Consider the following 26,327-nt stretch of genomic DNA (forward strand, 5'->3'; position numbering starts at 1 on the left):
GGACGGTCGGGAGGCGTCAGTTGACCGCCTTGTCGACCAGCTTGTTCTTGGCGATCCACGGCATCATCGCGCGCAGTTCGGCGCCGGTCTTTTCGATCGGGTGCGCGGCGGCGGCCTTGCGGCTTGCCTTCAGTTCGGGCTGGCCGGCCTGGTTGTCGAGCACGAAGTCCTTGACGAAGCGACCCGAAGTGATGTCGGCGAGGACGCGCTTCATTTCCGCCTTCGTCTCGTCGGTGATGATGCGCGGGCCGGTCTTGATGTCGCCATATTCGGCGGTGTTCGAGATCGAATAGCGCATGTTGGCGATGCCGCCTTCATAGAGGAGGTCGACGATCAGCTTGGTTTCGTGGAGGCATTCGAAATAGGCCATTTCGGGGGCGTAGCCCGCCTCGACCAGCGTTTCGAAACCCGCCTGGATCAGATGGGTGACGCCGCCGCACAGCACCGCCTGTTCGCCGAAGAGGTCGGTTTCGCACTCTTCCTTGAAGGTCGTTTCGATGATGCCGCTGCGGCCGCCGCCGACCGCCGACGCATAGGAGAGGGCGAGCGCCTTGGCGTGGCCGTTGCCGCTGTTGCCGCTGGCTTCCTGGGCGACCGCGATCAGGCAGGGGACGCCGCCGCCGCGCTGATATTCGCTGCGCACGGTGTGGCCGGGGCCCTTCGGCGCGACCATGAAGACGTCGATGTCGCCGCGGGCTTCGATGAGGCCGAAGTGGATGTTGAGGCCGTGGGCGAAGGCGAGCGCGGCGCCGGGCTTCATGTTCGGGCCGAGGTCGTCGGCATAGATTTTCGCCTGATGTTCATCGGGAGCGGCGACCATGATGACGTCGGCCCATTCGGCGGCTTCTTTGTTCGACAGCACCTTGAAGCCGGCGCCTTCGGCCTTTTTCGCGGTTGCCGAGCCGGGGCGGAGCGCGATCGCGACGTCCTTGACGCCGCTGTCGCGCAGGTTCTGCGCATGCGCGTGACCCTGGCTGCCATAGCCGACGATGGCGACCTTCTTGCCCTTGATCAGATCCTGGTCGGCGTCGCGATCATAATAAACCTGCATGTTCTTCTTCCCTATTTTTCTGCCGTCACCCCGGACTTGATCCGGGGTCCCGCTTCTAAACGTTGCTGAGCGGGACCCCGGATCAAGTCCGGGGTGACGATAGTGAAACCCAATGCGTAAATTCTAAAGCGCCTCCGGCCCGCGGGCGATGGCGACGACGCCGGTGCGGCCGACCTCGACCAGCCCGCATTCGCGCATCAGCGCGATGAAGCGGTTGACCTTGTCGCTGTTCCCGGTGATTTCGAAGATGAAGCTCGACAGCGTCGTGTCGACGACCTTGGCGCGAAACACGTCGGCGAGACGCAGCGCCTCGATCCGCTTGTCGCCGGTGCCCGCGACCTTGACCAGTGCGATCTCGCGCTCGACATGCGCCTCGCCCGCGTCGTTGAGGTCGACGACCTTGTGCACGGGGACGAGCCGGTCGAGCTGCGCGATGATCTGGTCGATGATCGGCGGCGGGCCCGAGGTGACGATGGTGATGCGGCTGAGCGCATGGTCGGCGGTGATGTCGGCCACGGTCAGGCTTTCGATATTATAGCCGCGCGCGGTGAACAGCCCGGTGATCTTGGCGAGCACCCCGGCTTCGTTATCGACGGTGATGGCGAGCACATGGCGCTCGCCGGCTTCGGTCTTGATTTTCATGATTTTACACCAGTGCCTTGGCTTCGTCGTCCATCGTGCCGGTGACGTCGCTCGGCTGGAGGATCATGTCGGTGTGCGCCGCGCCCGATGGGATCATCGGGAAGCAGTTGGCGAGCTTGGCGACGCGGCAGTCGACGATCACCGGGCCCGGCGTGTCGAGCATCGTCTGGATCCCCGCTTCCAGTTCGCCGAGTGTGTCGATGCGCAGGCCCGTCCAGCCATAAGCATCGGCGAGCTTCACGAAATCGGGCAGGCTGTCCGAATAGCTGTTCGAATAGCGACTTTCGTACGTCAGTTCCTGCCACTGGCGGACCATCCCCATCCATTCATTGTTGAGGATGAAGATCTTCACCGGCAGGCGGTACTGCGCGACGGTGCCCATTTCCTGGATGTTCATCTGCAGGCTGGCTTCGCCCGCGATACAGATGACGAGGCGGTCCGGATTGGCGATCTGCGCGCCGACCGCGGCCGGGAAGCCATAGCCCATCGTGCCGAGCCCGCCGCTGGTCAGCCAGCGGTTCGGGTCCGCGAAGCCGAAATGTTGCGCCGCCCACATCTGATGCTGGCCGACCTCGGTGGTGACGATCGGGTCGCGGCCGCGCGTCGCGTCGAACAGCGCCTTGACCGCGCGCTGCGGCATGATTTCGGCGTCGGCTTCCTTCTTTTCGGGGAAGTCGAGGCAGCGCGTCGCGCGCCAGCCGTCGACGCGGCGCCACCATTCGCCAAGGTCGCGCGCCTTGTGACCCGCCGCCTGCCAGTCGGCGACGATCGCGGCGAGCGCGCGGCCGGCGTCGCCGACGATGGCGAGGTCGACGGGGACGATCTTGTTGATCGAGCTGCGGTCGATGTCGATGTGGATTTTCTTCGAATCGGGCGAGAAAGCGTCGAGGCGGCCGGTGACGCGATCGTCGAAGCGCGCGCCGACCGCGATGATCAGGTCGGCGCGGTTCATCGCCATATTGGCCTCGTACGTCCCGTGCATGCCGAGCATGCCGAGCCATTTTTCGTCGTCCGACGGAAAGGCGCCGAGCCCCATCAAGGTCGAGGTGACCGGCGCACCAGTGAGCGCGACGAGCTGGCGCAGCGCCGCGCTGGCAGCCGGACCGGCGTTGATCACGCCGCCGCCGGTGTAGAAGACCGGGCGTTCGGCAGCGGCGATCATCGCGACGGCGCGGGCGATCGCATCGCCGTCGGGTTCGACCTGCGGCCGGTAGCTGTTGTGCAGGATATTTTCGGGCACGACATATTCGCCGGTCGCGACCTGCACATTCTTCGGAATGTCGATCACCACCGGGCCGGGGCGGCCGTGGGTTGCGATATGGAACGCCTCGTGGAGGATCGGGCCGAGGCGTTCGGGGTCCATCACGAGGTAATTATGCTTGGTGCAGTGGCGCGTGATGCCGACCGTGTCGCATTCCTGGAAGGCGTCGGTGCCGATCAGCGCGGTCGACACCTGGCCGGTCAGCACGACCATCGGGATGGAGTCGAGCAGGGCGTCGGTGATGCCGGTGACCGCGTTGGTCGCGCCGGGACCCGAGGTCACCAGCACGACGCCGGGCTTGCCGGTCGAGCGCGCATAGCCTTCGGCGGCGTGCGTCGCCGCCTGTTCGTGGCGGACAAGAATGTGCTGGATCGTCGGGTGCTTGTAGAGCGCGTCATAAATGGGAAGGACCGCGCCGCCCGGATAGCCGAACACCGTATCGACCCCAAGGTCGACCAGCGCCTGAACCACCATGTCGGCACCACTCATTTCCGTCACGACGAAACTCCTTCCTGCAAACGTGCAGAGGCACGAGCCGATGGGCTTGTGCGCTGCAACAAGGTTGCGGGCAATAGGTGTATGATTCTATCTTGTCAACAGTCTATTACGTAATATTATTGCTAATTCATCGATATTATAGACCGATAATGACTCTTCATGGCGCGGCCAGCCCGCTGGGGGCTGATGGCGGAACCACGTGAATTGGCGCTTTGCATATTGACGCGTTGCCGCCTGCGTCAGCACGAGCGCCTCGGCACCGGTGATTTCGCCCGCGAGGTGGCGCGCGATCTGCGGCACGCCGATCGCGCGCATCGCCGGAAGATCGGGGTCGAGACCGCGCGCGAGCAGCGCTGCCGCCTCGTCGATCGCCCCCATGGCGAACATCTGTTCGAGCCGCCGGTCGCAGCGGTCGCGCAGCCAGTCGCGCGGCGGCAGCAGGATGAGCGGGGTGAGCGCGATGGCGTCGGCGATGCCGCCCTCGCGCGCCTGCTGCCAGTCGGCGAGGGTGCGGCCGGTCGATTGTACGACCTCGAGCGCGCGCGCGATGCGGGTGCGGTCGGCGGGGTTCAGGCGCGATGCCGCGGCGGGATCGGTTTGCGCAAGCGCGGCATGGGCCTCGGCGACCGCCATCGCGCGCACCGCATCGCGGATCGCGGGATCGATTTCGGGGACCGGCGCGATGCCGTAGAGCAGGGTGCGGAGGTAAAGGCCGGTGCCGCCGACGAGGATCGGGACGTCGCCGGCGGCGTGCGCCGCGGCGATGACGGCGCGGGCCTCCTCGGCCCAGCGTGCGGCGTTATGCGCGTCGGCGGCGTCGACATGGCCGAAGAGGTGATGGGGGACGCCCGCCATCTCCTTGGGCGCCGGGCGCGCCGAGAGGATGGCGAGGTCGGCATAGACCTGGCTCGCGTCGGCGTTGACGACGGTCCCGTTTTCGAGCGTTTTTGCGAGGGCGACCGCCAAAGCGCTCTTGCCGCTGGCGGTGGGTCCGGCAATAAGCGCGAGAGGCGGTTTGGACGCCGAAGAGATCAAAGGAGATGCCATGTTCGTCGCGACGCTGATAGCAGCAGGAAAGCTGACCGACGAGGTGGTTCGCGAAGGCATCGACCGGCTCGCGGCGACGGGGCATGATGTCGGGGCGCCGCATTGGCTCGACGAGCATGACGCCGCCGATATCGTCTTTCAGGGCAGCCTGGTGAGCGCGCGCGCCGAACTGGCGAAGATGGACCATGGCGCGCTCGACGTCATCGTCCAGCCGCTCGGCGACCGGACCAAGAAGCTGATCATCGCCGACATGGATTCGACGATGATCACCGTCGAATGTATCGACGAACTGGCCGATTATGCCGGGCTGAAGCCGCAGATCGCGGCGATCACCGAGCGTGCGATGCGCGGGGAGATCGATTTCCGCGCCGCGCTGGCCGAACGCGTCGGGCTGCTCGGCGGGATGGCGGAGACGGTGCTGACCGAATGCCGCCAGGAGCGGGTGCGGCTGACCCGCGGCGCGCGGACGCTGGTGCAGACGATGAAGGCGCATGGCGCCTGGTCGGTGCTGATTTCGGGGGGCTTCATGCCCTTCGCCGGGCCGGTGGGCGAGGCGATCGGGTTCGACAAGATCGTGGCGAACGAGTTGGAGATCGCGGGCGGCAAGCTGACCGGCAAGGTGCTCGAACCCGTCGTCGACAGCGCGGCGAAGCTCGAGACGCTGAAGGCAGAGGCGGCGAAGCACGGCCTGCCGCTCGCCGAAACGCTGGCGGTCGGCGACGGCGCCAACGATATTCCGATGATCACCGCGGCGGGGCTGGGGATCGGCTATCATCCGCATCCGGCGGCGGCCGAGGCAGCGGCGGCGGTGATCCGGCATCATGACCTGACCGCGCTGCTGTGGGCGCAGGGCTATCCGCGGCGGTCGTGGGTGCTGGGGTAGGGCAAGGGGGCTGGTTGCGGCCGATAGCTGCTCCGTCCGTCATCGTCACCCCGGACTTGATCCGGGGTCCCGCTTGACGTCGAAAGCTGCCGCTGCCCTCAAGAAAAAGCGGGATCCCGGGTCAAGCCCGGGATGACGAAGGAAAGCGAAAACGGTCGAAACGCGGCATTTTCTACTTCGTCGCCCTGAACTTGTTCCAGGGTCCATGGCCTGCCCGTTCCTCACGCGCAGTGCTGGATGAGAGTTCAGGCGATTGATACTGAAACAAGTTCAGCATGACGAGGTTTAAACGCCAGCTCCCCACCCCAAAGCCGACATTGCTCCCGCTCCGGAAGCAGGCGTCATCACGGAACCTGCGTCAGCTCCGCCACCCGGATCGCTTTCGACGCGAGCAGCGGGTCGATGATCCGCTGGATACGCGGCGCGCGCGGGGAGCCGATGGTGACGTTGAACAGGCTGTTGGCGATGACGTCGGCGATCTGGACCCCGTCGCTGCGGCGGCTGTCGGCGAGCGAGGCGCGGCCCCACTGGCCGAGCCCGGCCTGGATATCCTCGCGGATATGGCCGAGGATCTTCGGGTCGTAGCGGCCGTCGTCGATCACGACATCGGTGCACACACCGCCGGTTTCAGGGAGCCAATGGCCGACCGCGCTGTCCAGTAGAGCCGCGTAGAGTGCGAGATCGCTGGGCAAGGTGCCGCCGGGGTTCTGCGCGAGCGTATCGCGCTTCGCCACCGCGACCCACGCGCGGCCGCCGGCGCGATCGAAGAGTTCGAGCAGCCAGGCGCGCTCGACGATGCTGATGCGGCTGCCCTTCAACTCGCCGCGCAGTCCGGTCACGCTGCGGAAGCGGTCATGGATCGCGGCGGCGGCCGACGGGGTAAGCATCACCGCCGAAAAGGTCATGACGCCGGTGTTGAGTCCGCCCGATTCATCGCAATAAATTGTCATCGGCGGCTATTTCACCCGTCCGAAGAAAGCGACCGAGCGGCTCTGCCCGGGCGCGATCGCGTCGGGCCACAGCCAGCGGACATGCGTGACGTCGGGGTAAGCGGCGGCGTGCGGCGCGGCGCCCTGGGCCGCTACGGTCAGCGTATCGAGCGCGCCGAATTCCTTGGCGCCGTCGACCGAGACGCTGAACGCCGCCGGATCGTTCGTGCCGTCGAAGACGAGGCCTTCGGGAATCGGATTGACGATCTTGACCCCCGACGCCGGTTTGGCGCCCTTGTTGGTGAAGGTCAGCGTGATGCGGATGCGGTCGCCGGGGACGACGACGTCGGGCGCGACATAGGTCTTGGCCGGGGGCTGGCCCGCGGCGGCCGGAGCCGGTTTTTCAAGCTCGATCTTCGACGCGAGCGCGCCGCCGTCCTGTGCCGCGGCGGGTTGTGCCAATAAGGCCGATGCGGCCGCGCACGCCATGACGCCAAACAACCGGTCCCTCATCGCCATCTCCTTTGGTCCGCCTCTTCTTGGCGTATCAATTGCGGCAGGGATAGCGTTTCTTCATCAGCGCGTCGAAGGCCGAATAGACCGACACCGACCGGCGCTGGCTGGCAGGGTAGCTGCGCAAATGCGCGAGCCATTCCTCGGGCGACATGCTGCCCGATTCGGGCGGGCAGCTCGTCGTCTTGAGCCCCGCCTTGCGCTGCGCGTCGATCCGCGCCTTATAGCGCTTGCCCGCGGCGACGACCTCGTCCTTCAGCCGGTGCCCTTCGGGCGTCGCGGCGGCGAGCGGACCGAGGCGCATCACCGGTTCGGCGCGTGCGAGAAAGGCGGCGATATTCATGTCCCCGGGCGCCATGCCGCACAGTATGACGCCCGCGCCGATGGCGAATGCGGCGGGCAGGGCCCGTGTCGACAGGCTTTTGATCATGCGAAGAAAATCGGGGTCAGGTGCTGAATATTGGCTGAATCAGCCACGGCAGTTTTGACTCGGGATGCCATGAACGGAGCGAGCAAATAAGCGTATCCCCGCGAAGGCGGGGATCCATCACCCGGCGGTGCAAAATAGCACCAATCGGAGATGGATCCCCGCCTTCGCGGGGATACACGGTATTTTTGTAGAAAAAACAATCGCACCGATATCAATAGATGGATCGCTGCAATCTAAGCGCCCTGCGGATTGACGTCGCCGAACGGGCGCGGTTTGCGCTTGATCTGCGGCATGCCGCCAGCGTGGCCCGACACCGGGGTGCCGCGCTTGCCGGCATCGTCTTCGCGGCCGATATCCTCGCCCTTGATCGCGCGCTTCGATTCCTCGCCCGACAGCGTCTCATATTCGAGCAGGGCGCCGGCGAGCAGGTGAAGCTCGTCGAGATTGTCGGTGAGCACCTTGCGCGCGACGGCTTCGCCTTCCTCGACGAGGCGGCGGACTTCGGCGTCGATCAGCTTCGCGGTCTCTTCGGACATATTCTGCGCGCGCGACACGCTGTGGCCGAGGAAAACCTCGTCCTGATTGTCGCGATAACGCAGCCAGCCGAGCTTTTCGGACATGCCATATTCCATGACCATCGAGCGCGCCATGTCGGTCGCCTGCTGAATGTCGTTCGACGCGCCGGTGTTGAGCTCGTCCTGGCCGTAGATCAGCTGTTCGGCGATGCGGCCGCCGAAGCAGAGCGCGAGGCGCGCCTTCATCTGCTTCATATTGGTCGAATAGCGGTCGCGTTCGGGCAGGTTCCACGTCACGCCCAGCGCGCGGCCGCGCGGGATGATCGTCACCTTGTGCAGCGGGTCGCAGCCTTCGACGTGCAGCGAGACGAGCGCGTGGCCGGCCTCGTGATAGGCGGTCGATTTCTTCTCGTCCTCGGTCATCACCATCGAGCGGCGTTCGGCGCCCATCATGACCTTGTCCTTCGCCTCTTCGAACTCGTTCGAGGCGATCAGGCGCTTGCCCTTGCGGGCGGCGAGCAGCGCCGCTTCGTTGCAGAGGTTGGCGAGGTCGGCGCCCGAGAAGCCCGGGGTGCCGCGCGCGACGCGGCGCAGGTCAACGTCGGGCGCGAGCGGCTTCTTGCGCGTGTGGACTTCGAGGATCTTCTGGCGGCCCTCGATATCGGGGCGCGGCACGACGACCTGGCGGTCGAAGCGGCCCGGACGCAGGAGCGCGGGGTCGAGCACGTCGGGACGGTTGGTCGCGGCGACGATGATGATGCCCTCGTTCGCCTCGAAGCCGTCCATTTCGACGAGCAGCTGGTTGAGCGTCTGCTCGCGTTCGTCATTGCCGTTGCCGAGCCCGGCACCGCGATGGCGGCCGACGGCGTCGATTTCGTCGATGAAGACAATGCACGGCGCGTTGCGCTTCGCCTGTTCGAACATGTCGCGGACGCGGCTCGCGCCGACACCGACGAACATTTCGACAAAGTCCGAACCCGAAATGGTGAAGAAGGGGACGCCCGCCTCACCCGCGATCGCGCGGGCGAGCAGGGTCTTGCCGGTGCCGGGCGAACCAACGAGCAGCGCGCCCTTCGGAATCTGGCCGCCGAGTTTCGAGAATTTGGTAGGGTCCTTCAGGAACTCGACGATTTCCTCGAGTTCCTCGCGCGCTTCGTCGATGCCGGCGACGTCGTCGAAGGTCACCTTGCCCTGTTTTTCGGTGAGCATCTTGGCGCGCGACTTGCCGAAGCCCATCGCGCCCGAGCCATTGTTCTTCTGCACCTGGCGGAAGACGAAGAAGGCGATGCCGAGGATGAGCAGGAAGGGCAGCGACTGGACGATCAGATACATCCAGAAATTGGGCACTTCCTGCGGCTTGCCGTCATATTTGACGCCATTGTCGTTGAGCATCTTGAGCAGTTCGGGGTCGCGCACGACGTTGGCGCTGAAGCGGTCGCCGTTCGACAGCGTGCCCGTGACCTTGTCTTCGGAAAGGACGACGTCCTTGACGCTGCCTTCCTCGACCTTCTGCCGGAACTCGGAATAGGCAAGGGGGGCGCCCGCAGGCTGTGATGCGCCGCCGAACATCGAGGCGACGAGGAGCATGGCCAGCAAGATGCCGCTCCAGATCATCACGCTCTTCATCCAGGGGTTGCCCTGCGGTTCCTTGTCGTCCTGCATGCGGAATCTTTCCCAATCGCCACGCAATTCGCGGCCTTACTCCGGACAAGATAGGATAATCCGGTTAAATGACAATGAGCCAGTGACGCCTATTTACGCGCTTTGCGCCTCGGGGCGGTGGAAATGCGCCAAATCGTGCCTTCGAGCCCGCGAACGGCGTCGATCAGCAGCGCGCCGACCATCGCGCGGCGCCCTTCGCGCATCGCTGCGATCACCCCGTCGAGCGAGGCGCCGCGGAGCGACAGCCCGGGATCGTTGGCGCGCAGCCGCTGGGTGATGATGCGGCGGAAGATTTCGGGCGGATAGCCGTCGTCGCGGATCACCGCGATGTCCGATGCATCGGGCCATGACGCGATCAGCCGCTCGACCGCCCAGTCGATCGCCTCGTCGGCCTCGGCAAGCCAGCCCGCCGAGCGCGCCGCAGCTTCGGGATCGAGCGCAGTCTGCGATCGCAGCGCGTGGCGCAGCCGGGCGCGATCGAAGCGGTTGTCGCAATTCGACGGATCGTCGACGAAGGGCAGGTCGTTTTCGAACGCCAGCTCGACCAGCTGGGCGCGGCGCCAGTGGAGCAACGGGCGGAGCACGACGCCGTTGCGCGCGCGGATCGCGGCGAGCCCGCCGACGCCGCTGCTGCGATTGAGGCGCATGACGATCGTTTCGAGCTGGTCGTCGGCATGATGCGCGGTGACGATATGGTCGAGCGCGTTCGCGGCGCGCCACTGTTCGAGCAGCCGGTAGCGCTCGCCACGCGCCGCCGCTTGCAGCGAGCCCTTGATCGGCGCCGACGGCCGCAGCGTCGAATGCGGAATATGTTCGCGCGCGCAAAAGCCCGCGACCATCCGCGCTTCCTCGTCGGATCCCTTGCGGAAGCCGTGATCGACCGTCGCCGCCCAGACTTGCCCGGGCAGCAGGGTCGCCATCAGCCAGAGCAGCGCCATGCTGTCGGGGCCGCCCGATACGGCGATACCGTAGTGAAGCCGTTGCCAGTCGGCGCCGAGCAGGACGGAAAGATCCCGCCCCAGCCGTTCGACGGCGTCGGTGTCAGCAGCCTGCTTTTGTTTTTGCGGCGGCTGCATCGGTCCGGACATCCTGCGGGGCCTTGGCCCCGTAAACCTCGTCGAATTCGCGGAACGCCTTGCAGGCATCGGCCTTGCGGCCGAGCTTGTCGAGCGCGACGCCCATGTACACCAGGCTGTGCGGTGCGCGCGCGCCGCTCGGCCGGTCCTTGTAATTATTGTAGAAAGCGACCGCGGCGAGGCTGGGCTTGCCCTCGTCGAGATAGGCGCGGCCGAGCAGGTTCTGCGCGAAGCTCGCCTGGCTGCTGTTGGGCCATTTGGTGACGACCTGTTTCAGCTGGGCCTGTGCCTCGGGATAGAGTTTCGCCTCCCACAGGCGATACCCATAGTCATAGCCGTCCTTGGTGTCGTTGCCGGTCGCCGGAATCTCGACCTTCTTGACCAGCGCAAGCCGCGCGGCGTCGGGTGTCGCCGCGGCGGCGGGTTTCGCGACCGGCTTTTTCGCCGGTGTCGCGGCCGCGGTCGGCGTGGTCACCGGGGGCTTGACCACCGGCACCGGCGTCAGGCCGGCGGGCGTCGCTTCGGTGCCCGTGGTCGGCGCGGCGAAGCGCTTGTCCATTTCGGTCTTGTAAGCGGTGAATTGTTTTTCGAGCTCGCGGAGCTGGAAAGCATTCTGCTCGGTCTGGCCGGTCAGCGACTGGAGCTGCGCCTCAAGCGCATCGACGCGTGCGGTCAGGTCGATCACCGGCGCGCTGGTCTTGACGCGGGCTCCCGGCGTGTTGTCGGGCGCGATCTCGCCCTCGAAAAAGGCGGGTGCGCCGCCCGGGAACACCGAGCGCTGCACCGCGCGCATTTCCTTTTCGAGCCGTTCGACGCGCTTGTCGATTCCGGTCTCCTGCGCCTGGGCAGCGGGCACCATGGCGACGAGCGCCATCGCAGCCGTTCCCAGGAAAGTGATATGGCGTTTTGTCATCTGCCGATCGGCCCCCACCTATTAACCATTCTCATCATCAGGGTCATAGCGCCGCAACCCATGGCTGCGCAAACCCATTTCGGCGCGCCGCCCGGCCAGCCGGTCGAATATCGGCCGAATTCAGCGCTTGGGCTTGGGTGCGGCGCCGGTTGCCGGAGCGTTGGCGTCGGCGCGCGCAACCAGATCGGCGGGCTTCAGCGAGATGCCCTTTACCAGCGTGTCGGCGGGGCCGATCGCGCCGACGTCGCGGCCGCCGACGGTGACCTTGAGCGCCTGCGGGATGCTGGTGCGCAGCGTGAATTGTTCGATATAGGCGGGCGGCACCTGATAAGTCTCGCCGGCATCGAGGGTGCGCCAGTTTTCGGTCTTGCCCGTCGCGTCGTCAAAACCGATCCAGACTTCCTGCGGCCCCGGCGCGGTGAGGACGACCGGTGCATTCGCGGCAACGGCGCTGCCGCCGGCAGCGGCTTTGGTCGCGGCCGGGCCTGCCGCGTCGGCGGACGGCGCTTCGGACGCCTCGGCGTCGCGCGTCTGCGCCGCGATCAGCGCCTCGTCGGGTTCGACCGACAGGAAGCGCCAGACGCCATAGGCCGATGCGAGCAGCGCGGTGACGATGACGAGCGTCCAGGTCAGCCGGGCCGTCGGCAGCCGGTCGGGATCGGTCGGTTCATAGGCCTCGTAAAGCGGCCGTGCGCCATATTCGTCTTCTTCGAGTTCGCGGCGGATCGAGGCGCCGACCTCGGCCTCGGGCAGATCGACCGCGCGGGCATAGGCGCGCGCGAATCCGGTCACATAGGTCCGGCCGGGAAGTTCGGTGAAATCCGATTTTTCAATCGCTTGCAGATGGCGCTGGGTAATGCGTGTCCGCGTCGCGACGTCGGCGAGCGACAGCCCGGCCGCTTCGCGCGCCAGACGCAGCCGATCGCCCGTACGCGTGATCGCCAGTTCGCCCTGCTCGGCGACCTCTTCGTCTGCCATTGCTGTCTCCAGTGCCGGCCGTTGCAACCCATGCGGCCGTGTCAGGAGCGTTCATCGCATTGGCAATGCGCGAAAGTCAAACGAAGTTCGGTAAACGACCGGTTGAAAAGAAGCTGAATTCGGATTGTTTGAATTTGGGTGGATGAATTGCGTGGGGTAGGGTTGGGGCGTCGGCTTTGGGGCGGGGAGCGGCGTTACTTCGCCCACCTTCGTCATCCCGGGCTTGACCCGGGATCCCGCTTTTTTTGGGCATCCAGCAGTTTTGACGTCAAGCGGGACCCCGGATCAAGTCCGGGGTGACGATGGTGGAAACATCCGCAACCGGCCGAAACCCGCCGTCACCCCCTAAAGCACATATTTGCTGAGGTCGGTGTCGCCGACGATGTCGGCAAGCTGACGGTCGACATAGGCGGCGTCGATCGCCAGCGTCGTGCCGCCCATGTCCTCGGCGCCGAAGCTGACTTCCTCAACCAGCCGCTCCATGATCGTCTGGAGACGGCGGGCGCCGATATTCTCGACCTTTTCATTCACATCGGCTGCCAGCTTCGCGACGCGCGCGATCGCGTCGTCGGTGAAGGAGAGGGTGACGCCTTCGGTCTGGATCAGCGCCGCATATTGTTCGGGCAGCCCGGCCTTGGTTTCGGTCAGGATACGCACGAAATCGGCCTCGCTGAGCGCGCCGAGTTCGACGCGGATCGGCAGGCGGCCCTGCAGTTCGGGGAGTAGGTCGCTCGGCTTCGCGACATGGAAGGCGCCCGACGCGATGAAGAGGATATGGTCGGTCTTCATCGGACCATATTTGGTCGCAACCGTCGTGCCTTCGATCAGCGGCAGCAGGTCGCGCTGGACGCCCTCGCGGCTCACCGATCCGCCGCGGACGTCGCTGACGGCAATTTTATCGATCTCGTCAAGGAACACGATGCCGTTCGCTTCGGCATCGGCGAGCGCGACGCGCGCGACGTCGTCCTGATCGAGGCGCTTGTCCTGCTCTTCCTCGATCAGCCGCGTCGCGGCTTCGATGACCTTCAGCTTGCGGCGCTTCTTGGGCATGCCGCCCATCGCCTTGCCGAGCATGTCCGACAGGTTGATCATGCTCATCTGCCCGGGCTGGCCGGGCAGTTCGAAGGGCATGCCTGCGGCGTCGGCAACCTCGATCTCGACTTCGCTATCGTCGAGATGGCCTTCGCGGATGCGCTGGCGGAAGCTCTGGCGCGTCGCCTCGCTGGCACCCTTGCCGGTCAGCGCGTCGAGCAGCCGCTCCATCGCGGCCTCTTCGGCGGCGGCGCGCACCGCATCGCGGCGGCGGTCCTTTTCGAGCCGCACCGCTTCCTCGACGAGATCGCGGGCGATCTGTTCGACGTCGCGCCCGACATACCCGACCTCGGTGAACTTGGTCGCCTCGACCTTGATGAAGGGCGCGTCGGCGAGCTTGGCCAGGCGGCGCGAAATCTCGGTCTTGCCGCAGCCCGTGGGGCCGATCATCAGGATATTCTTCGGGCTCACCTCGTCGCGCAGGTCGGCCGACAGCTGCTGACGGCGCCAGCGGTTACGGAGCGCGACGGCGACCGCGCGCTTGGCGGCGTCCTGGCCGATGATATGCGTATCCAATGCGGCGACGATCGCCTTCGGGGTCAGGTCTTTGTTCATGTGTCGGAGGGTTCCAGCAAAGAGAAATGCATCGGCTGCCTAGATGGGATCGGGCCGGGGCAAGTCAAGCCGGGCAGCGGAACCCCGCGAACAGCCGCTGGTGTGCCGCGACGATCCGCGCGATGCGCTCGGGCTGGGGTTCGGCCACCCACTCGTTGCGTTCGTAGGAGCCGCCGATGACGATGCCGTCGGCGCGCGGGAACATATAGCCGGCGTCGCCGGTGAAGGCGTAACGCACTTCGGGTTGCGGGATCAGGATCGCCAGCTGGCCGCGGATCGGCATGAGCTCCTGATCGCCGAACAGGTCGCGCGCGCCGAGCCCGGTACAGTTGAAGACGAGCGTTTCGGGGAGCGCGGCGATCTCGGCCGGCGCGGCGAAGCTTTTGACCGCGATGCGGCCGCCGGCGCTTTCGATGTCGCGCATCATCTGGCGCAGATAGCGGCCGGTTTCGACGTAGAGCGTGTCATATTGCCAGAGATTTTCGACGGGAAAGGGATGCTCGCCGGGGCGCAGCGCGTGCGCAGCGGGCGGAAAGGTCGGAAGCTTGGGCTCCTCCGGCGTCCCTTCGGAGTAGGTGGTGAGCCAGCGGACACCATAATCGTCGCCGACCATGATCTGGAACCGCCGCCAGCTGTAGTCGAGCGCGGCGGTGAACTGGCGCCGCCATTCGGGGGTGACGGCGTCGGGCTTGAACAGGCCGAAGGGATGGAACTGGCCGCCGGCGATGTTCGAGGTCGTGTCGGGCGGCAGCGCCTTGGCATAGACGGTGACCGGGAACCCCGCTTCCTGGACGAGGCGCGCGGTCGACAGGCCGACCACCCCGGCGCCGATCACCGCGACGGGGCCGCTGTGGCCGGCGAGCCCCATATCGGCGGCGAGCTTCGATGTGCCCCAGCTCAGGGTGATGCCCGAGCCGCCATGGCCGTAGTTATGGACGAGCCGCTTCGTACCCAGCGCTTCGGCGCGGACGACGAAGCCGCTCGCGCGATAGGGGCGCAGGCCCGCCATGGTGCGGATGACGCGGTCGGGCGCCGCCTTGACCGGCATCAGGCACGATGCCGGGGTGCGGGCGGTCGTCGTGGCGCAGCCCGGCAGGGCGAGCGCGGCGGAGGCGGCAACGAAATGGCGGCGGGGGAGGGCGTGAATCACCCCGCGACCATATAGGCTTAGCTGTTGATGTCGATGGTTTCCGAGGTGAACTGGTCGTTGGTGTAGACGCAGATATCGGCGGCGACCTGCATCGCCTTGCGCGTCAGCACTTCGGGGTCCTTTTCATAGCCGGCGAGCGCGGTCGCGGCGGCGAGGGCATAGTTGCCGCCCGACCCGATCGCGGCGATGCCGCCCTTCGGTTCGAGCACGTCGCCGTTGCCGGTGATGACGAGCGTGACCTCCTTGTCGGCGACGATCATCATCGCTTCGAGATTGCGCAGATATTTGTCGGTGCGCCAGTCCTTCGCCAGTTCGACCGCGGCGCGGAGCAACTGGCCGTTGTGCCGCTCGAGCTTGGCTTCCAGACGTTCGAACAGGGTGAAGGCGTCGGCGGTCGCACCCGCAAAGCCGCCGATCACGCTGCCATCGTGGAGGCGGCGGACCTTGCGGGCGTTGGGCTTCATCACCGTCTGGCCCATCGACACCTGGCCGTCGCCGATGATGACGACTTTCCCGGGTGCGCGGGCGGAAAGAATGGTGGTTCCGTGCCAGGGCGCGGCACGATGCGCATTTTGGTCGCTCATGGGGCGCGATATGGGAGATGGCCGTGGAGCGTGCAAGGGGAGCCATGGCCCCCGTTGCCGCGCCGTCACGCCATGGCGCGCTGCCCTGGCGCCGCCGGCCATCCCTGATCGGGCCACAGGCCGCGACTGTCATAGACGATCTTGCCGCTGCGTTCCTCGAGCGGGACCGATTTGAACACGTCATGGTCGACGAGCACGATCAGCACATCGCAATCGGACAGCGCATCGTCGAGTTCGACCAGTTCGGCGCCGCTGCCGGCGAATTCGGCGGGCAGCGCCTTTGCATAAGGCTCGACGATCCGGATGCGCGGGCCGAATTGGTGCGCAAGGGCGGCTGCGACTTCGAGCGCCGGGCTCTCGCGGAAATCGTCGATATTGGGTTTGAAGGCGAGGCCGAGGACGCCGACGCGGGCGTCCCGATGGCTCGCGACGAGCGCGGCGGTCGCCGCGATGACATGCGCCGTCTTGGCAAGGTTCACTTCGCGCGCGGTGCGGATCAGGCGGCTTTCGTCGGGCGCGCCATGGACGAGGAACCAGGGATCGACCGCGATGCAATGGCCGCCGACGCCGGGGCCGGGCTGGAGGATGTTGACGCGCGGGTGGCGGTTGGCGAGGCGGATGACGTCCCAGACGTCGACGCCCATCTTGTCGGCGATCATCGACAATTCATTGGCAAAGGCGATGTTGACGTCGCGATAGCTGTTTTCGACGAGCTTCACCATTTCGGCGGCGCGCGCCGTCGTGGTGACGCAGGCACCGCGCACGAACTGGCGGTAGAAGGTCATGGCGCGCCGCGCGCAGCGCGGGGTGATGCCGCCGATGCAGCGGTCGTTGTCGACCAGTTCGACGAGGATGCGGCCGGGCAGCACGCGCTCGGGGCAATAGGCGATGAAGATGTCGGGGGTGCCGGCGCAGCGGCCCGGGACCTTGAGGTCGGGGCGTTCGGCGGCGAGCAGTTCGGCGACCTTTTCGGTGGTGCCGACGGGGGAGGTCGATTCGAGGATGACGAGATTGCCGGGTTCGAGCACCTTGGCGATCTTGCGTGCAGCGTCGAGGACATAGGTGATGTCGGGGCGATGATCCTCGTCGTGCGGGGTTGGCACCGCGATGACGAAGGCGTCGGCGGCGACGGTCTCGGTCGAGGCGACGAGCGCGCCGCGCGACACGACGCCCTGAACGAGGCCGTCGAGATCGACTTCCTCGATATGGACGCGGCCGCTGTTGACCGTTTCGACGACATGCGCGCTGACGTCGATGCCGGTGACCTTGCAACCCGAGCGCGCGATCAGGGCAGCGGTCGGCAGGCCGATATAGCCGAGGCCGACGACAGTGACTTTTTGTTCGATATCAAGCGCCACGCGCAACAATCTCCGCAATCTGAGTGCCTGCCGTGCCGTCGCCGAAGGGATTGTGGGCGCGCGCCATGGCAGCATAGGCCTCGCTATCGTCCAAAAGGCTGAAAATTTCGGAAACGATGCGATTGCGATCCGTTCCTACCAGCCGCGCGGTGCCCGCGGCAATGCCTTCGGGGCGTTCGGTCGTCTCGCGCATTACCAGCACGGGCTTGCCGAACGACGGAGCCTCTTCCTGGACGCCGCCGCTGTCGGTCAGGACGATCTCGCTGACGCTGAGCAGGCGGACGAAATGCGGGTAATCGAGCGGGTCGATCAGCGCGACGTTCGAAAGCGTGCCAAGGATCGGCTCCATCGCGCTGCGCACTTGCGGATTGGGATGGACGGGGAAGATGACTGCGACATCGGGCCGGGCGGCGATCGCGGCGATCGCATCGGCGATGGCCTTCATGCCGTCGCCGAAATTCTCGCGGCGGTGCGAGGTGACGGCGACGATGCGCTTGCCCGCGAAGCGCGCGACGAGCGGGTCGAGCCCGGCCGCGAGCACAGGTTCCTCATCGATCCGTGTCTTGGTCGCGAGCAGCGCGTCGATCACGGTATTGCCGGTGATATGGATGCGATCGGCGGGGACATTTTCGGCGCGCAGCGCTGCCGCCGCGGTCTCGGTCGGCGCGAAATGGAGGTCGGCGACGGCCCCCGTGACCTTGCGGTTCACCTCTTCGGGCCAGGGATGATAGATGTTGCCGCTGCGCAGACCGGCCTCGACATGGCCGACGGGAATCTTGCGGAAATAGGCCGCAAGCGTTGCCGCCATCGTCGTCAGCGTGTCGCCGTGGACAAGGATGCGGTCGGGCTTTTCTGCGTCGAAAGTCTCGCCAAGACCGGTAACGAGCCGCGCCAGCAGCCCGTCGAGCGTCTGGTTCGCCTGCATCACGTCAAGGTCGATGTCGGGCACGATCCGCGCGATATCGAGCACCTGATCGAGCATTTCGCGGTGCTGCGCGGTCACGCAGACCCGGACGTCGATGTTCTGCCGGGCGTGCAGCGCGTGCACGACCGGGAACATCTTGATCGCTTCCGGACGCGTACCGAAAACTGCCATAATTTTCATTCAAAAGGCTCCGCGCGGGTTCGACACACTTAAACTGCGCCGGTGGCTGATCGCCGGTTAAGCGAAAAAACTTGCAACACTCTTAAATTAGGCTGCTTTGCAGCGACGGGGCAAGGTTGCGATCGAAGGTGTTGCAACGAATGCTCCCCTGCGGCGTATATTGTCACTCTGGAATGACGGGGCTAGGGGCAGGGGTGAGCTTGAGCCAGAGATTTTGGCCACCCGAGACAATTTAAGACGATAGATCGGTTCGACTTTTCATGTTCTGGAAGCGTAAGAGCAAGGCAGCCGATGCGGCGCGCGGCCGGCATGCAATTCCCGAGGGGCGGCGCGTTTATGCGATCGGAGATATTCACGGGCGCGATGACCTGTTCGCCCGGATCATCGAACTGATCCGGGCCGATCATGCGGCGCGGGGCCCCGCCGACATTACGATTGTCCTGCTTGGCGACCTTGTGGACCGGGGCCCTGCCTCGGCTGCGGTGGTCGAACGCGCGATGGGTTTGCACAAGGAATTCCCCGACACGCGGCTGCTGATCGGAAATCACGAGGAATGCTTTCTCGCCGCATTGACCGGCGATGTCCGCCGCCTTCGCTATTTCATGCGGATCGGCGGCGACGCGACGGTGCGCAGTTATTGGAATGATGACGAAAGCCTTGACGCTGCGAGCTTCGAGGAGGTCGCCGAACGGCTGCCCGCCCTCGTGCCCGCCGAGCATGTCCATTTCCTCGGGATGGGGGAGGACGTTGTCGAAATCGGCGACTATGCTTTTGTTCATGCCGGAATCCGCCCCGGTGTGCCGCTTGAAAAGCAGTCGCTTTCCGACTTGCGCTGGATCCGCGACGAGTTTCTCGACCACCTCGGCGATCATGGGAAGATCATCATCCACGGTCACAGTATCACCGCGGAGCCCGATGAGCAGGTCAACCGCATCGGTATCGACGTCGGCGCCTTTCGCAGCGGCGTGCTCGCCGCGATGGGGATCGAGGGTAGTGAACGCTGGTACCTGTATGCGCGTGAGGCCGCACTCGAACAGGCGGTTTGATACATGCTCTCCTCCTGCTGGTCTCGGACCGTGCAACATAGCGGTCGTTCCGGCGCACCATCCATCGCAACGGGTTGTCACTCCCGACCCGACGGGTTAAGCGCCCGTCAACTGGAGATTGAGGTGGATTTGCCTTGGGTAAGACAACAGCAAAGAGCCGGATGACCAACATTTCCAGACCTGCCACCGCAGCCCGGCCCGTGATTGGAACGGCGCTGAACGCATGGGCGCCCATCCTTTTCCTCGTCTTTGTATTTCTGGCTGGCGGTGCTTCGCGAAGCGATGTCTCGTCGCTGCCGGTTTTACGCGGCGGCGCGATATTGTTCGGCTGTTGGGCCATCGCGGGAATGACGCGCGACGATTGGCGGCGTGTCCGTATTCCGCTGGCCCTGTTGCTGGCCCTGACCGGGTGGATGGCACTTCAGCTCGTGCCGCTGCCTCCCGCCTTGTGGCATGGCTTGCCGGGCCGCGAATTGATCGTCGCGATTGATAATGGCCTTGGTCAAGCCGACCTTTGGCGCCCTGTCTCGATGACGCCGTCCGCGACCTGGAACAGCCTGCTGGCGATGAGCGTGCCCCTCGCCGCGGTTTTGCTGGCGACCCGCCTTCAGGAGGACGGCGCCACGAAAGTCATGCAGGCGCTGGTCGCCCTGGCGGTGGTGAGCGCGTCGCTGGGCATCGTTCAGATTGTTTCGGGCAACGGCAGCGCCGCATATCTCTACCGGATCACGAACGCCTCATCGATGGTCGGGCTATTCGCCAACCGCAATCACCATTCGCTTTTTCAGGCCTGCGCCATCGTGCTGGCCGCAGCGCTTCTGCGCGACGAATTCATGCGAAGGCAGCGGCGCGCCTCGCTGCAGCTTGGATATGCCGCAGCGGCTATTCTGAGCCTCGCGATGACGGCCCTGATCGGCTCGCGAGCGGGGATGGTGGCGGGCGGCATCGCCTTTGCATTCGGATATGCAATGCTGGTTCCCGCATGGCGCGCCCGTCCCCCGCATCATACGCGGGCGGGGCGTGCAAGCAGTCCCCCCCAACAGAAATTCGGGGCGCGGCAGTGGTTCGATTACGCGCCGGCGGTTTTGGTCGGGTGCATTCTGGTTGCCGTTTTGCTTCTCACCAATCGCAGCACGGGCCTGAGCCGGATTGCCGAAAATCGGGTCGCCGAAGATCTGCGTCTGCTCGCCTGGCCGGGCGTCCAGCAGATAATCGAAAGCTACTGGACGGTCGGGGCAGGTTTTGGCGCTTTCCCGAACATCTACCAGATCGTCGAAGCCGATTCGCTGCTCCAGCCCGCCTATTTCAACCATGCTCACAACGACTGGGTGGAAGTTCTGATTACGGGCGGGGCTCCTTTCGCCCTGATCGTGCTCGCCGGACTCATTTGGCTCTTCCGCAGCGTTTGGCAACTTGGCTTTCGAAGGCTGATCAAAGGGCATCGGGGGGATTTGCGCTTGCCGATCCTTCTTGTCGTGGCGCTTTTTGGCGGGGTCAGTTTGGTGGACTATCCGCTGCGGGTGCCCTCGCTTCAAGTAATGGCGGTATTCCTGGTTATTTTGCTTGCATCCGCCTCGGGCGGGGCAGGTTCGACCGGGAATAAGCTTGCGGGTGAAAGCTGAGCCATTATAGCCTTTGGAGCCACCACAGTGCTGAGTGTGAAATTCCCTATGAAAAGATTTTTCCTGTGTTTTGCCGCCGTTTCGTTGCTGGCCGGGTGCGCCAAGGATGCGCCGCCCGTCGCCAGCGCGCCGGACACGCCGATCACAGTCCTGGCCTCGCTTCCGCCGCCGGAAGCATCCGATGTCATCCGATCGACCCGGCTTGCCTTTGTCGGGCCGTTCACGGAGCTCCGGGTCGAGGTGTTCGGTGTTGACGAGATGCAGCGCGATATCATGACCGACGGAGAGGGGAATTTTTCCTTCCCCCTGGTGGGGAACGTCGCCGCGGCAGGGAAGACTCCGATCGCACTTGCCGATGAAATTCGCGGTAAGCTGGCGGGCAAATATATTCGCGATCCCCAAGTCACGGTGAACTTCAAGGCACCGAGCAGCGCGCTGGCATTCCAGTCGATGGCCGTTTCGGTCGACGGTGAAGTGAAGCGGGCGGGGTCCTATCCGGTGGCGGGCCGCGTGACGCTGATGCGCGCCGTCGCATTGGCGGGCGGGGTTACCGAATTCGCGAAGCTCGAGGATGTCGTTGTTTTCCGCAACGTCGGCACCAAGCAATATGTCGCTATCTATAACCTCGGTGCCATCCGGCGGGGCAATTATGCGGATCCGGAGATTTTTCCGAACGATGTGGTCGTCGTCGGCGATTCGCCTCAGCGCCGTGTGTTCAAGGATATTCTCACGGCAACGCCAGCCTTCCTGTCGCCGCTGATCCTCCTCATCAGAGAATTTAAATAGGGTGGACAATAAGATGAATGAAGGCGTCAGGGGCGCGATCGCAGAGGCGGAGCCGGTGCCGACCCAGAATGCGGGCGACAGCGACAAGCCCTACTCACTGACTCTCCCCGAGTTCGAGAAGATCCTGGCGGCGGTTATCCAGCACCGTTATTGGGTTCTTGGCGCCATTGTGGTCGCCCTGCTGCTGGGATTGCTTGCGACGACGCTCGCCACTCCCGAATATACGTCGACCGCGCGAATCGAGGTATTGCCCGATTCACCCGTCGATACCTCGGTGCCCAATGAACGCGATCGTTCGGCGGTTAATGAAATTGCGTTTTACAACACGCAATATTCGCTGCTGAAATCGGAATCGCTCGCGGAACGGGTCGTGCGCGCGGGGAATCTGACGGCCGATGAGGATTTCGTCGAGGCGTTCGGTCTCGGGGCGTCCGATGCGGGTTCCACGAGTGCGGAGCGGCGCAGTCTTGCCGACAAGGCGGCCGACACGCTGTTGAACCATTTGTCTGTCGAGCCGGTCCGCACCTCAAGTCTCATCGACATCAGTTTTTCGACCCCTTCGCCGCAATTGTCGGCGAAGCTCGCCGATCTTTGGGTTGCTCAGTTCGTCCAGGCTACGATTGACCGGCGCTTTGCCGCGACGTCGGACGCCCGCAAATATCTGGAGGCGCGTCTCGAAGCGCTGCGGCGCAATCTGGAAACTTCCGAGCGAGCGCTCATCAACTATTCGGTCCAAAAAGGCATCGTTACATTGTCGTCCGGCGCGGATGCGAGCGGCCGGACACAGACGCAGACACTCGTCGCGACGGACATCGCGCAGATCAGCACGGCCCTCGCCAAGGCGCGTGAGACGCGCATCATTGCGGAAGCGCAGCGCGCCAACACAATGACCGGGGTCGCGCAGGTCAATGCCCCCACCGTCGGGGCGATGCGGCAGCAGCGTGCGACGCTGGAGGCTGAACTTGCGAAAGTTCGCACGCTCTTCGCGGACGATTATCCGACGGTGATATCGCTTCGCGCCCAGATCGCCAATTTGGACAAGAGCATCGCGGCGGAAACGAACCGTTCTTCCCAGAGCAATCGCGAGGCATATGACGCTGCGGTGAAAACCGAACAGGATCTGCAGTCTGAGCTCGATGCCCTCACCGGCCGTTACAATAGTCAGCAACGCGAATCCATCGAGATGGCGATCATGCAGCGCGAGGTGGATTCGAACCGCCAGCTGTATGAAGGCCTGTTGCAACGCTATAAGGAAATCGGTGTTGTCGGTGTCGGCACCAACAATGTGTCGCTCGTCGACCGCGCAAAGGCGGCCCGGGTGCCTTCGAGCCCCAACCTCCTGATCAACCTGGCTATCGCATTGCTGGCCGGTATCGCGGTTGCCGCGGGTATCGTGTTCCTGCTCGAAAAACTCGACAGCTCCATTCGCGATCCGCAAGAAGTCTCGCCGCGCTTCGGGCTGCCCTTGCTCGGCGAAATTCCCGAAGCCAGCGACCGCCCGATTGCCGAGGCTATCACGGACAAGAAATCAGCCGTTTACGAAGCTTATTTCTCGTTGATGACCAACCTGACGTTTCTTACCGAACATGGCGCCCCGCGGTCGGTCATGCTGACGTCATCGCAGCCGCAAGAGGGCAAGAGCAATTCGTCGCTTTGCCTCGCAACGGTGCTGGCGGCCACGGGCAAGTCGGTCATCCTCGTCGATGCCGACGTCCGCAACCCGTCGCTCAACCGCTATCTGGAAATTCCCGATCAACGCGGCCTCAGCCACTATCTGTCGGGCGACAACGACCTCGACAGCATGATCGCGGAGCTTCCGCGTTTCGGTTTCTCGATCCTCACTGCGGGCAAGACTCCGCCTAATGCTGCCGAATTGCTGGGCAGCGACCGATTGTCGACCCTGATCCAGACGCTGCTTGGCCGCTACGACCATGTGTTGATCGACTCGCCGCCGCTGCTTGGGCTTGCCGATGCTCCGCTTATTGCGCGCCGTGTGGAAGGCGTGTTGTTCGTCATCGAAGCGAGCACGACCCGGAACCGGAGCATCGCGATGGCACTCACCCGCCTGCGGATGTCGGGAGCGAAGCTCTTTGGTGCGATCGTGACGAAGATCGGGGTGCGTAACCAGCTGTACGGCTATGGCTACCGTTACGGTTATGGCTACAGCTATGGGGCAGACAAGAGCGAAGGTGAGGAGCGTTCATAGGGAGCGGATCCTGCTGTTCGGAACATGGTGAGTTTATGAAGATTGCGCCTTTCATCCTTTGGACGGGCGGGGTGCTGCTTGCGGCTTTCGTCGGCTCGGCGAGCTCGGTGATTGCCAATCAGGTCAAGAATCCGGCGGCTTCCTATGCGATCGGTGTCGGTCCCACCGGCATTGCCGAAGCAAATCTCGCCTTCGCATCATTTTCCGGACGAAAGCGCATGGATCCGCAGGCCGGCGTTTCGGTTCACGAACGCCAGCTCGCCAGCCGCGCTTATCGAAACGAGCCGCTGTCCTCGGCAGCGCTTGGCCTGATGATCGCGTCGATGCCGGATAGCGCCAGCAAGGGCGACAGGGCGCGGTTGCTCGAACTAGGCGGACAGCTGACGCGGCGCAGTTCGCTCATCACATCGGCTTCGATCGAAGCGGCAGCCCGTGATGGCAATCAGCCAGCCTTTTTCCTGTGGCTATCGCGCGCGATTTTGACCAACGAAAGCCTGCGCGCCACCTATATTCGCGCGATGGCACAGGCAACGGCGCGCCCCGATACCGAGGCGGCGCTTGCCCCCGTCATCGGCCCAAACCCGACTTGGGCCGGTCATTACTGGAAGGCCGTAGTCAACGTGCCCGAAAGTCTGGTCAATGCCGCCAAGCTTCGCGTCGCTGTGGCGCAGTCGCCATGGCGTCAGCGCAGGATCAGCGACACCGACCGCATGCTGGTGTCGCAGCTCGCGAAGTTCCGGCATTTCGATGCAATGCGTGACCTGGTGGCGGCCTTGAGCCCGGCGGAAGGGGGCGCCTTTGCTGCCAACCTTGATTTTTCCCGGCCGTCATTGCTGCCGCCGGTCGATTGGCAATTGGCGTCATCGGGAAATCTGGGCGCCACGATTGAACCGAAGCGCAAGATATTGGCGATTTCGGCGATCGCCGGTGCACGCGGCTATGCCGCCAGGCAATTGCTGCAACTTGCCCCTGGGGCTTATGAGCTCGAGTGGAATCTTGCCGCCGATGCCACCATCGAAAATGGCACGCTGACGGCGCGTCTTGACTGCGCGGAGAAGGCGGGCAGCGCCGATGGCATCGAGGTGTCGAACCTCGATATCGGACGGCGGCGCACCAGCCTGACGATCCCCGGCGATAGCTGTCGCTGGTACTGGCTTTCGATTAACGTCAATGTGCCCGATACGTCGGCGGGCCTGGATGCACAGTTCCGGCGTATCAGCCTGACGCCAAGCGGCCAGCCTGCGCCGGTGGCACCCAAAGTAACCAATCCAGCCAACTGAATTCGCTCATTCACGAGCAACAAACGGGACGATTTTCAAGGATCGGATTTTGATGTCGATTGCTGAGGGCAACAATGATCCAGTCCGGACCGGACGGATATTCATCACCGGGGCCGCGGGTTTCATAGGCTTTCACCTGGCACGGCTGTTGCTGGAGGAAGGATATGCCGTCCATGGTTATGACGGCATGACTGATTATTACGACGTCAGCTTGAAACGGGGGCGTCACGGTCATCTTGAGCAATATCCTCACTATTCGTCGACCACGGCGATGCTGGAGGATCATGAGACGCTCATGGAAGCCGCGCGGCTGTTCAGACCTGACGCCATCGTGCATCTGGCGGCGCAAGCGGGTGTTCGGTACAGCCTCGAAAATCCGCGCGTCTATATCGACAGTAACATAGTCGGCACGTTTAACGTGCTGGAAGCGTCACGGGAATTGGCGATCCCCCACCTGCTGATGGCCTCGACATCGTCGATTTACGGCGCGAACGAGAAGATGCCGTTTGCCGAACTGGACAAGGCTGACGAGCAGCTGACCATTTACGCGGCGACGAAAAAGGCGAACGAGAGCATGGCGCACAGCTATGCGCACCTCTGGAATATTCCGACGACCATGTTTCGCTTCTTCACGGTCTATGGCAGTTGGGGACGCCCCGATCTCGCCTCGTTCAAATTCGTCGATGCCATTTTGGCCGGCAAGCCGATCGACATATACAATAATGGCGACATGTACCGCGACTTTACGTTTGTTGGCGACCTAGTCCGCGGCATACGCCTGTTGATCGACACACCACCCGAGCGGCCGGCCGGAAAGGACGATATCGCGCCGGGCGACAGCCTTTCGCACGTAGCCCCCTTTCGCATTGTGAACATCGGCAACTCCGACAAGGTGCGCCTGCTCGATTTCGTCGAAGCGATCGAGGTCAATCTGGGCGTCGAAGCGGTTCGCAACTATTTGCCGATGCAAAAAGGGGACGTTCCCGCGACATGGGCGGATTCCTCATTGCTCGAACGGCTGACCGGTTTTCGTCCGAACACGTCGATCATGGACGGCATTGCCGAATTTGTTGCGTGGCATCGCGGCTATTATGGCCATTAGCTGGCGGCCTTAGTTTCGAAAGGACGAGGATGCGGGTTGGCAG

23 protein-coding genes are annotated in these 26,327 nt (G+C 64.4%); 7 read left to right on the forward strand and 16 right to left on the reverse strand.

What is annotated here, in order from left to right; genetic code table 11:
• Window positions 1-16: 16 nt before the first annotated feature.
• From ilvC to miaA, 4 genes are all read right to left on the reverse strand, one after another.
• Window positions 17-1,051, reverse strand: coding sequence for a ketol-acid reductoisomerase (ilvC, locus tag FHR22_RS05185; RefSeq protein ID WP_166939623.1), 1,035 nt, complete (start codon window positions 1,049-1,051; stop codon window positions 17-19).
• A 123-nt stretch (window positions 1,052-1,174) separates the two neighbouring features.
• Entirely contained in the window at window positions 1,175-1,693 is a 519-nt protein-coding gene (ilvN, locus tag FHR22_RS05190) for an acetolactate synthase small subunit (RefSeq protein WP_166939625.1), read from the reverse strand.
• 4 nt (window positions 1,694-1,697) lie between these two features.
• The gene (ilvB, locus tag FHR22_RS05195; protein WP_166939628.1) at window positions 1,698-3,452 is read right to left on the reverse strand and encodes a biosynthetic-type acetolactate synthase large subunit; all 1,755 of its coding nucleotides are present in this window, start codon (window positions 3,450-3,452) and stop codon (window positions 1,698-1,700) included.
• A gap of 87 nt (window positions 3,453-3,539) precedes the next feature.
• Window positions 3,540-4,499, reverse strand: a complete 960-nt coding sequence (gene miaA / locus FHR22_RS05200) for a tRNA (adenosine(37)-N6)-dimethylallyltransferase MiaA (RefSeq protein ID WP_166939630.1) — start codon at window positions 4,497-4,499, stop codon at window positions 3,540-3,542.
• Here miaA and serB point away from each other — a divergent pair.
• The gene (serB, locus tag FHR22_RS05205) at window positions 4,498-5,382 is read left to right on the forward strand and encodes a phosphoserine phosphatase SerB (RefSeq protein ID WP_166939632.1); all 885 of its coding nucleotides are present in this window, start codon (window positions 4,498-4,500) and stop codon (window positions 5,380-5,382) included. The two genes, miaA and serB, sit on opposite strands and share 2 nt — an antisense overlap.
• Window positions 5,383-5,726: 344 nt before the next feature.
• Here the strand turns inward: serB and FHR22_RS05210 are convergent, their stop codons facing one another.
• The 12 genes from FHR22_RS05210 to wecB all read right to left on the reverse strand — a co-directional run bounded on the left by FHR22_RS05210 (window position 5,727) and on the right by wecB (window position 18,242).
• Window positions 5,727-6,332: a DUF3800 domain-containing protein gene (locus FHR22_RS05210; protein ID WP_166939634.1), complete on the reverse strand. Its 606-nt coding sequence runs from the start codon at window positions 6,330-6,332 to the stop codon at window positions 5,727-5,729.
• Window positions 6,333-6,338: 6 nt separating this feature from the next.
• Window positions 6,339-6,824: a DUF11 domain-containing protein gene (locus FHR22_RS05215; RefSeq protein WP_166939637.1), complete on the reverse strand. Its 486-nt coding sequence runs from the start codon at window positions 6,822-6,824 to the stop codon at window positions 6,339-6,341.
• A gap of 34 nt (window positions 6,825-6,858) precedes the next feature.
• Window positions 6,859-7,254, reverse strand: coding sequence for a hypothetical protein (locus tag FHR22_RS05220; protein ID WP_166939639.1), 396 nt, complete (start codon window positions 7,252-7,254; stop codon window positions 6,859-6,861).
• 233 nt (window positions 7,255-7,487) lie between these two features.
• Entirely contained in the window at window positions 7,488-9,431 is a 1,944-nt protein-coding gene (ftsH, locus tag FHR22_RS05225; protein WP_166939641.1) for an ATP-dependent zinc metalloprotease FtsH, read from the reverse strand.
• Between the two features lie 89 nt (window positions 9,432-9,520).
• Complete coding sequence (gene tilS, locus FHR22_RS05230) at window positions 9,521-10,519, reverse strand: tRNA lysidine(34) synthetase TilS (RefSeq protein ID WP_166939643.1); 999 nt, start codon at window positions 10,517-10,519, stop codon at window positions 9,521-9,523.
• Entirely contained in the window at window positions 10,473-11,420 is a 948-nt protein-coding gene (locus FHR22_RS05235) for a tetratricopeptide repeat protein (RefSeq protein ID WP_166939645.1), read from the reverse strand. Before FHR22_RS05235 ends, tilS begins: the two co-directional genes overlap by 47 nt.
• A gap of 120 nt (window positions 11,421-11,540) precedes the next feature.
• Complete coding sequence (locus FHR22_RS05240) at window positions 11,541-12,398, reverse strand: helix-turn-helix domain-containing protein (RefSeq protein ID WP_166939647.1); 858 nt, start codon at window positions 12,396-12,398, stop codon at window positions 11,541-11,543.
• A gap of 345 nt (window positions 12,399-12,743) precedes the next feature.
• Window positions 12,744-14,045: an ATP-dependent protease ATPase subunit HslU gene (hslU, locus tag FHR22_RS05245; RefSeq protein WP_166939650.1), complete on the reverse strand. Its 1,302-nt coding sequence runs from the start codon at window positions 14,043-14,045 to the stop codon at window positions 12,744-12,746.
• A 64-nt stretch (window positions 14,046-14,109) separates the two neighbouring features.
• Window positions 14,110-15,195, reverse strand: coding sequence for an FAD-dependent oxidoreductase (locus tag FHR22_RS05250; RefSeq protein ID WP_341786554.1), 1,086 nt, complete (start codon window positions 15,193-15,195; stop codon window positions 14,110-14,112).
• Between the two features lie 17 nt (window positions 15,196-15,212).
• Window positions 15,213-15,779, reverse strand: coding sequence for an ATP-dependent protease subunit HslV (gene hslV, locus FHR22_RS05255; RefSeq protein ID WP_166939652.1), 567 nt, complete (start codon window positions 15,777-15,779; stop codon window positions 15,213-15,215).
• A gap of 65 nt (window positions 15,780-15,844) precedes the next feature.
• The gene (gene wecC, locus FHR22_RS05260; protein ID WP_166939655.1) at window positions 15,845-17,137 is read right to left on the reverse strand and encodes a UDP-N-acetyl-D-mannosamine dehydrogenase; all 1,293 of its coding nucleotides are present in this window, start codon (window positions 17,135-17,137) and stop codon (window positions 15,845-15,847) included.
• On the reverse strand, window positions 17,127-18,242 hold the full coding sequence (gene wecB, locus FHR22_RS05265) for a non-hydrolyzing UDP-N-acetylglucosamine 2-epimerase (RefSeq protein WP_166939657.1): 1,116 nt from the start codon (window positions 18,240-18,242) through the stop codon (window positions 17,127-17,129). Before wecB ends, wecC begins: the two co-directional genes overlap by 11 nt.
• Before the next feature lie 260 nt (window positions 18,243-18,502).
• On the opposite strand from wecB, the gene FHR22_RS05270 reads away from it, so the two are divergent.
• The 6 genes from FHR22_RS05270 to FHR22_RS05295 all read left to right on the forward strand — a co-directional run bounded on the left by FHR22_RS05270 (window position 18,503) and on the right by FHR22_RS05295 (window position 26,284).
• Window positions 18,503-19,288 carry a metallophosphoesterase gene (locus FHR22_RS05270; RefSeq protein WP_166939659.1) on the forward strand — a complete coding sequence of 262 codons (786 nt, stop codon included), beginning with the start codon at window positions 18,503-18,505 and terminating at the stop codon, window positions 19,286-19,288.
• A gap of 161 nt (window positions 19,289-19,449) precedes the next feature.
• Complete coding sequence (locus tag FHR22_RS05275; RefSeq protein ID WP_166939662.1) at window positions 19,450-20,910, forward strand: O-antigen ligase family protein; 1,461 nt, start codon at window positions 19,450-19,452, stop codon at window positions 20,908-20,910.
• Window positions 20,911-20,937: 27 nt separating this feature from the next.
• The gene (locus FHR22_RS05280; RefSeq protein ID WP_341786555.1) at window positions 20,938-21,696 is read left to right on the forward strand and encodes a polysaccharide biosynthesis/export family protein; all 759 of its coding nucleotides are present in this window, start codon (window positions 20,938-20,940) and stop codon (window positions 21,694-21,696) included.
• Between the two features lie 13 nt (window positions 21,697-21,709).
• On the forward strand, window positions 21,710-23,902 hold the full coding sequence (locus tag FHR22_RS05285) for a GumC family protein (protein ID WP_166939664.1): 2,193 nt from the start codon (window positions 21,710-21,712) through the stop codon (window positions 23,900-23,902).
• A gap of 218 nt (window positions 23,903-24,120) precedes the next feature.
• Window positions 24,121-25,182: a hypothetical protein gene (locus FHR22_RS05290; RefSeq protein WP_208417490.1), complete on the forward strand. Its 1,062-nt coding sequence runs from the start codon at window positions 24,121-24,123 to the stop codon at window positions 25,180-25,182.
• A 52-nt stretch (window positions 25,183-25,234) separates the two neighbouring features.
• Window positions 25,235-26,284 carry an NAD-dependent epimerase/dehydratase family protein gene (locus FHR22_RS05295; RefSeq protein WP_166939667.1) on the forward strand — a complete coding sequence of 350 codons (1,050 nt, stop codon included), beginning with the start codon at window positions 25,235-25,237 and terminating at the stop codon, window positions 26,282-26,284.
• The last annotated feature ends 43 nt before the right edge of the window (window positions 26,285-26,327 follow it).

Source organism: Sphingopyxis panaciterrae (assembly GCF_011762125.1).
Lineage (GTDB): Bacteria > Pseudomonadota > Alphaproteobacteria > Sphingomonadales > Sphingomonadaceae > Sphingopyxis > Sphingopyxis panaciterrae.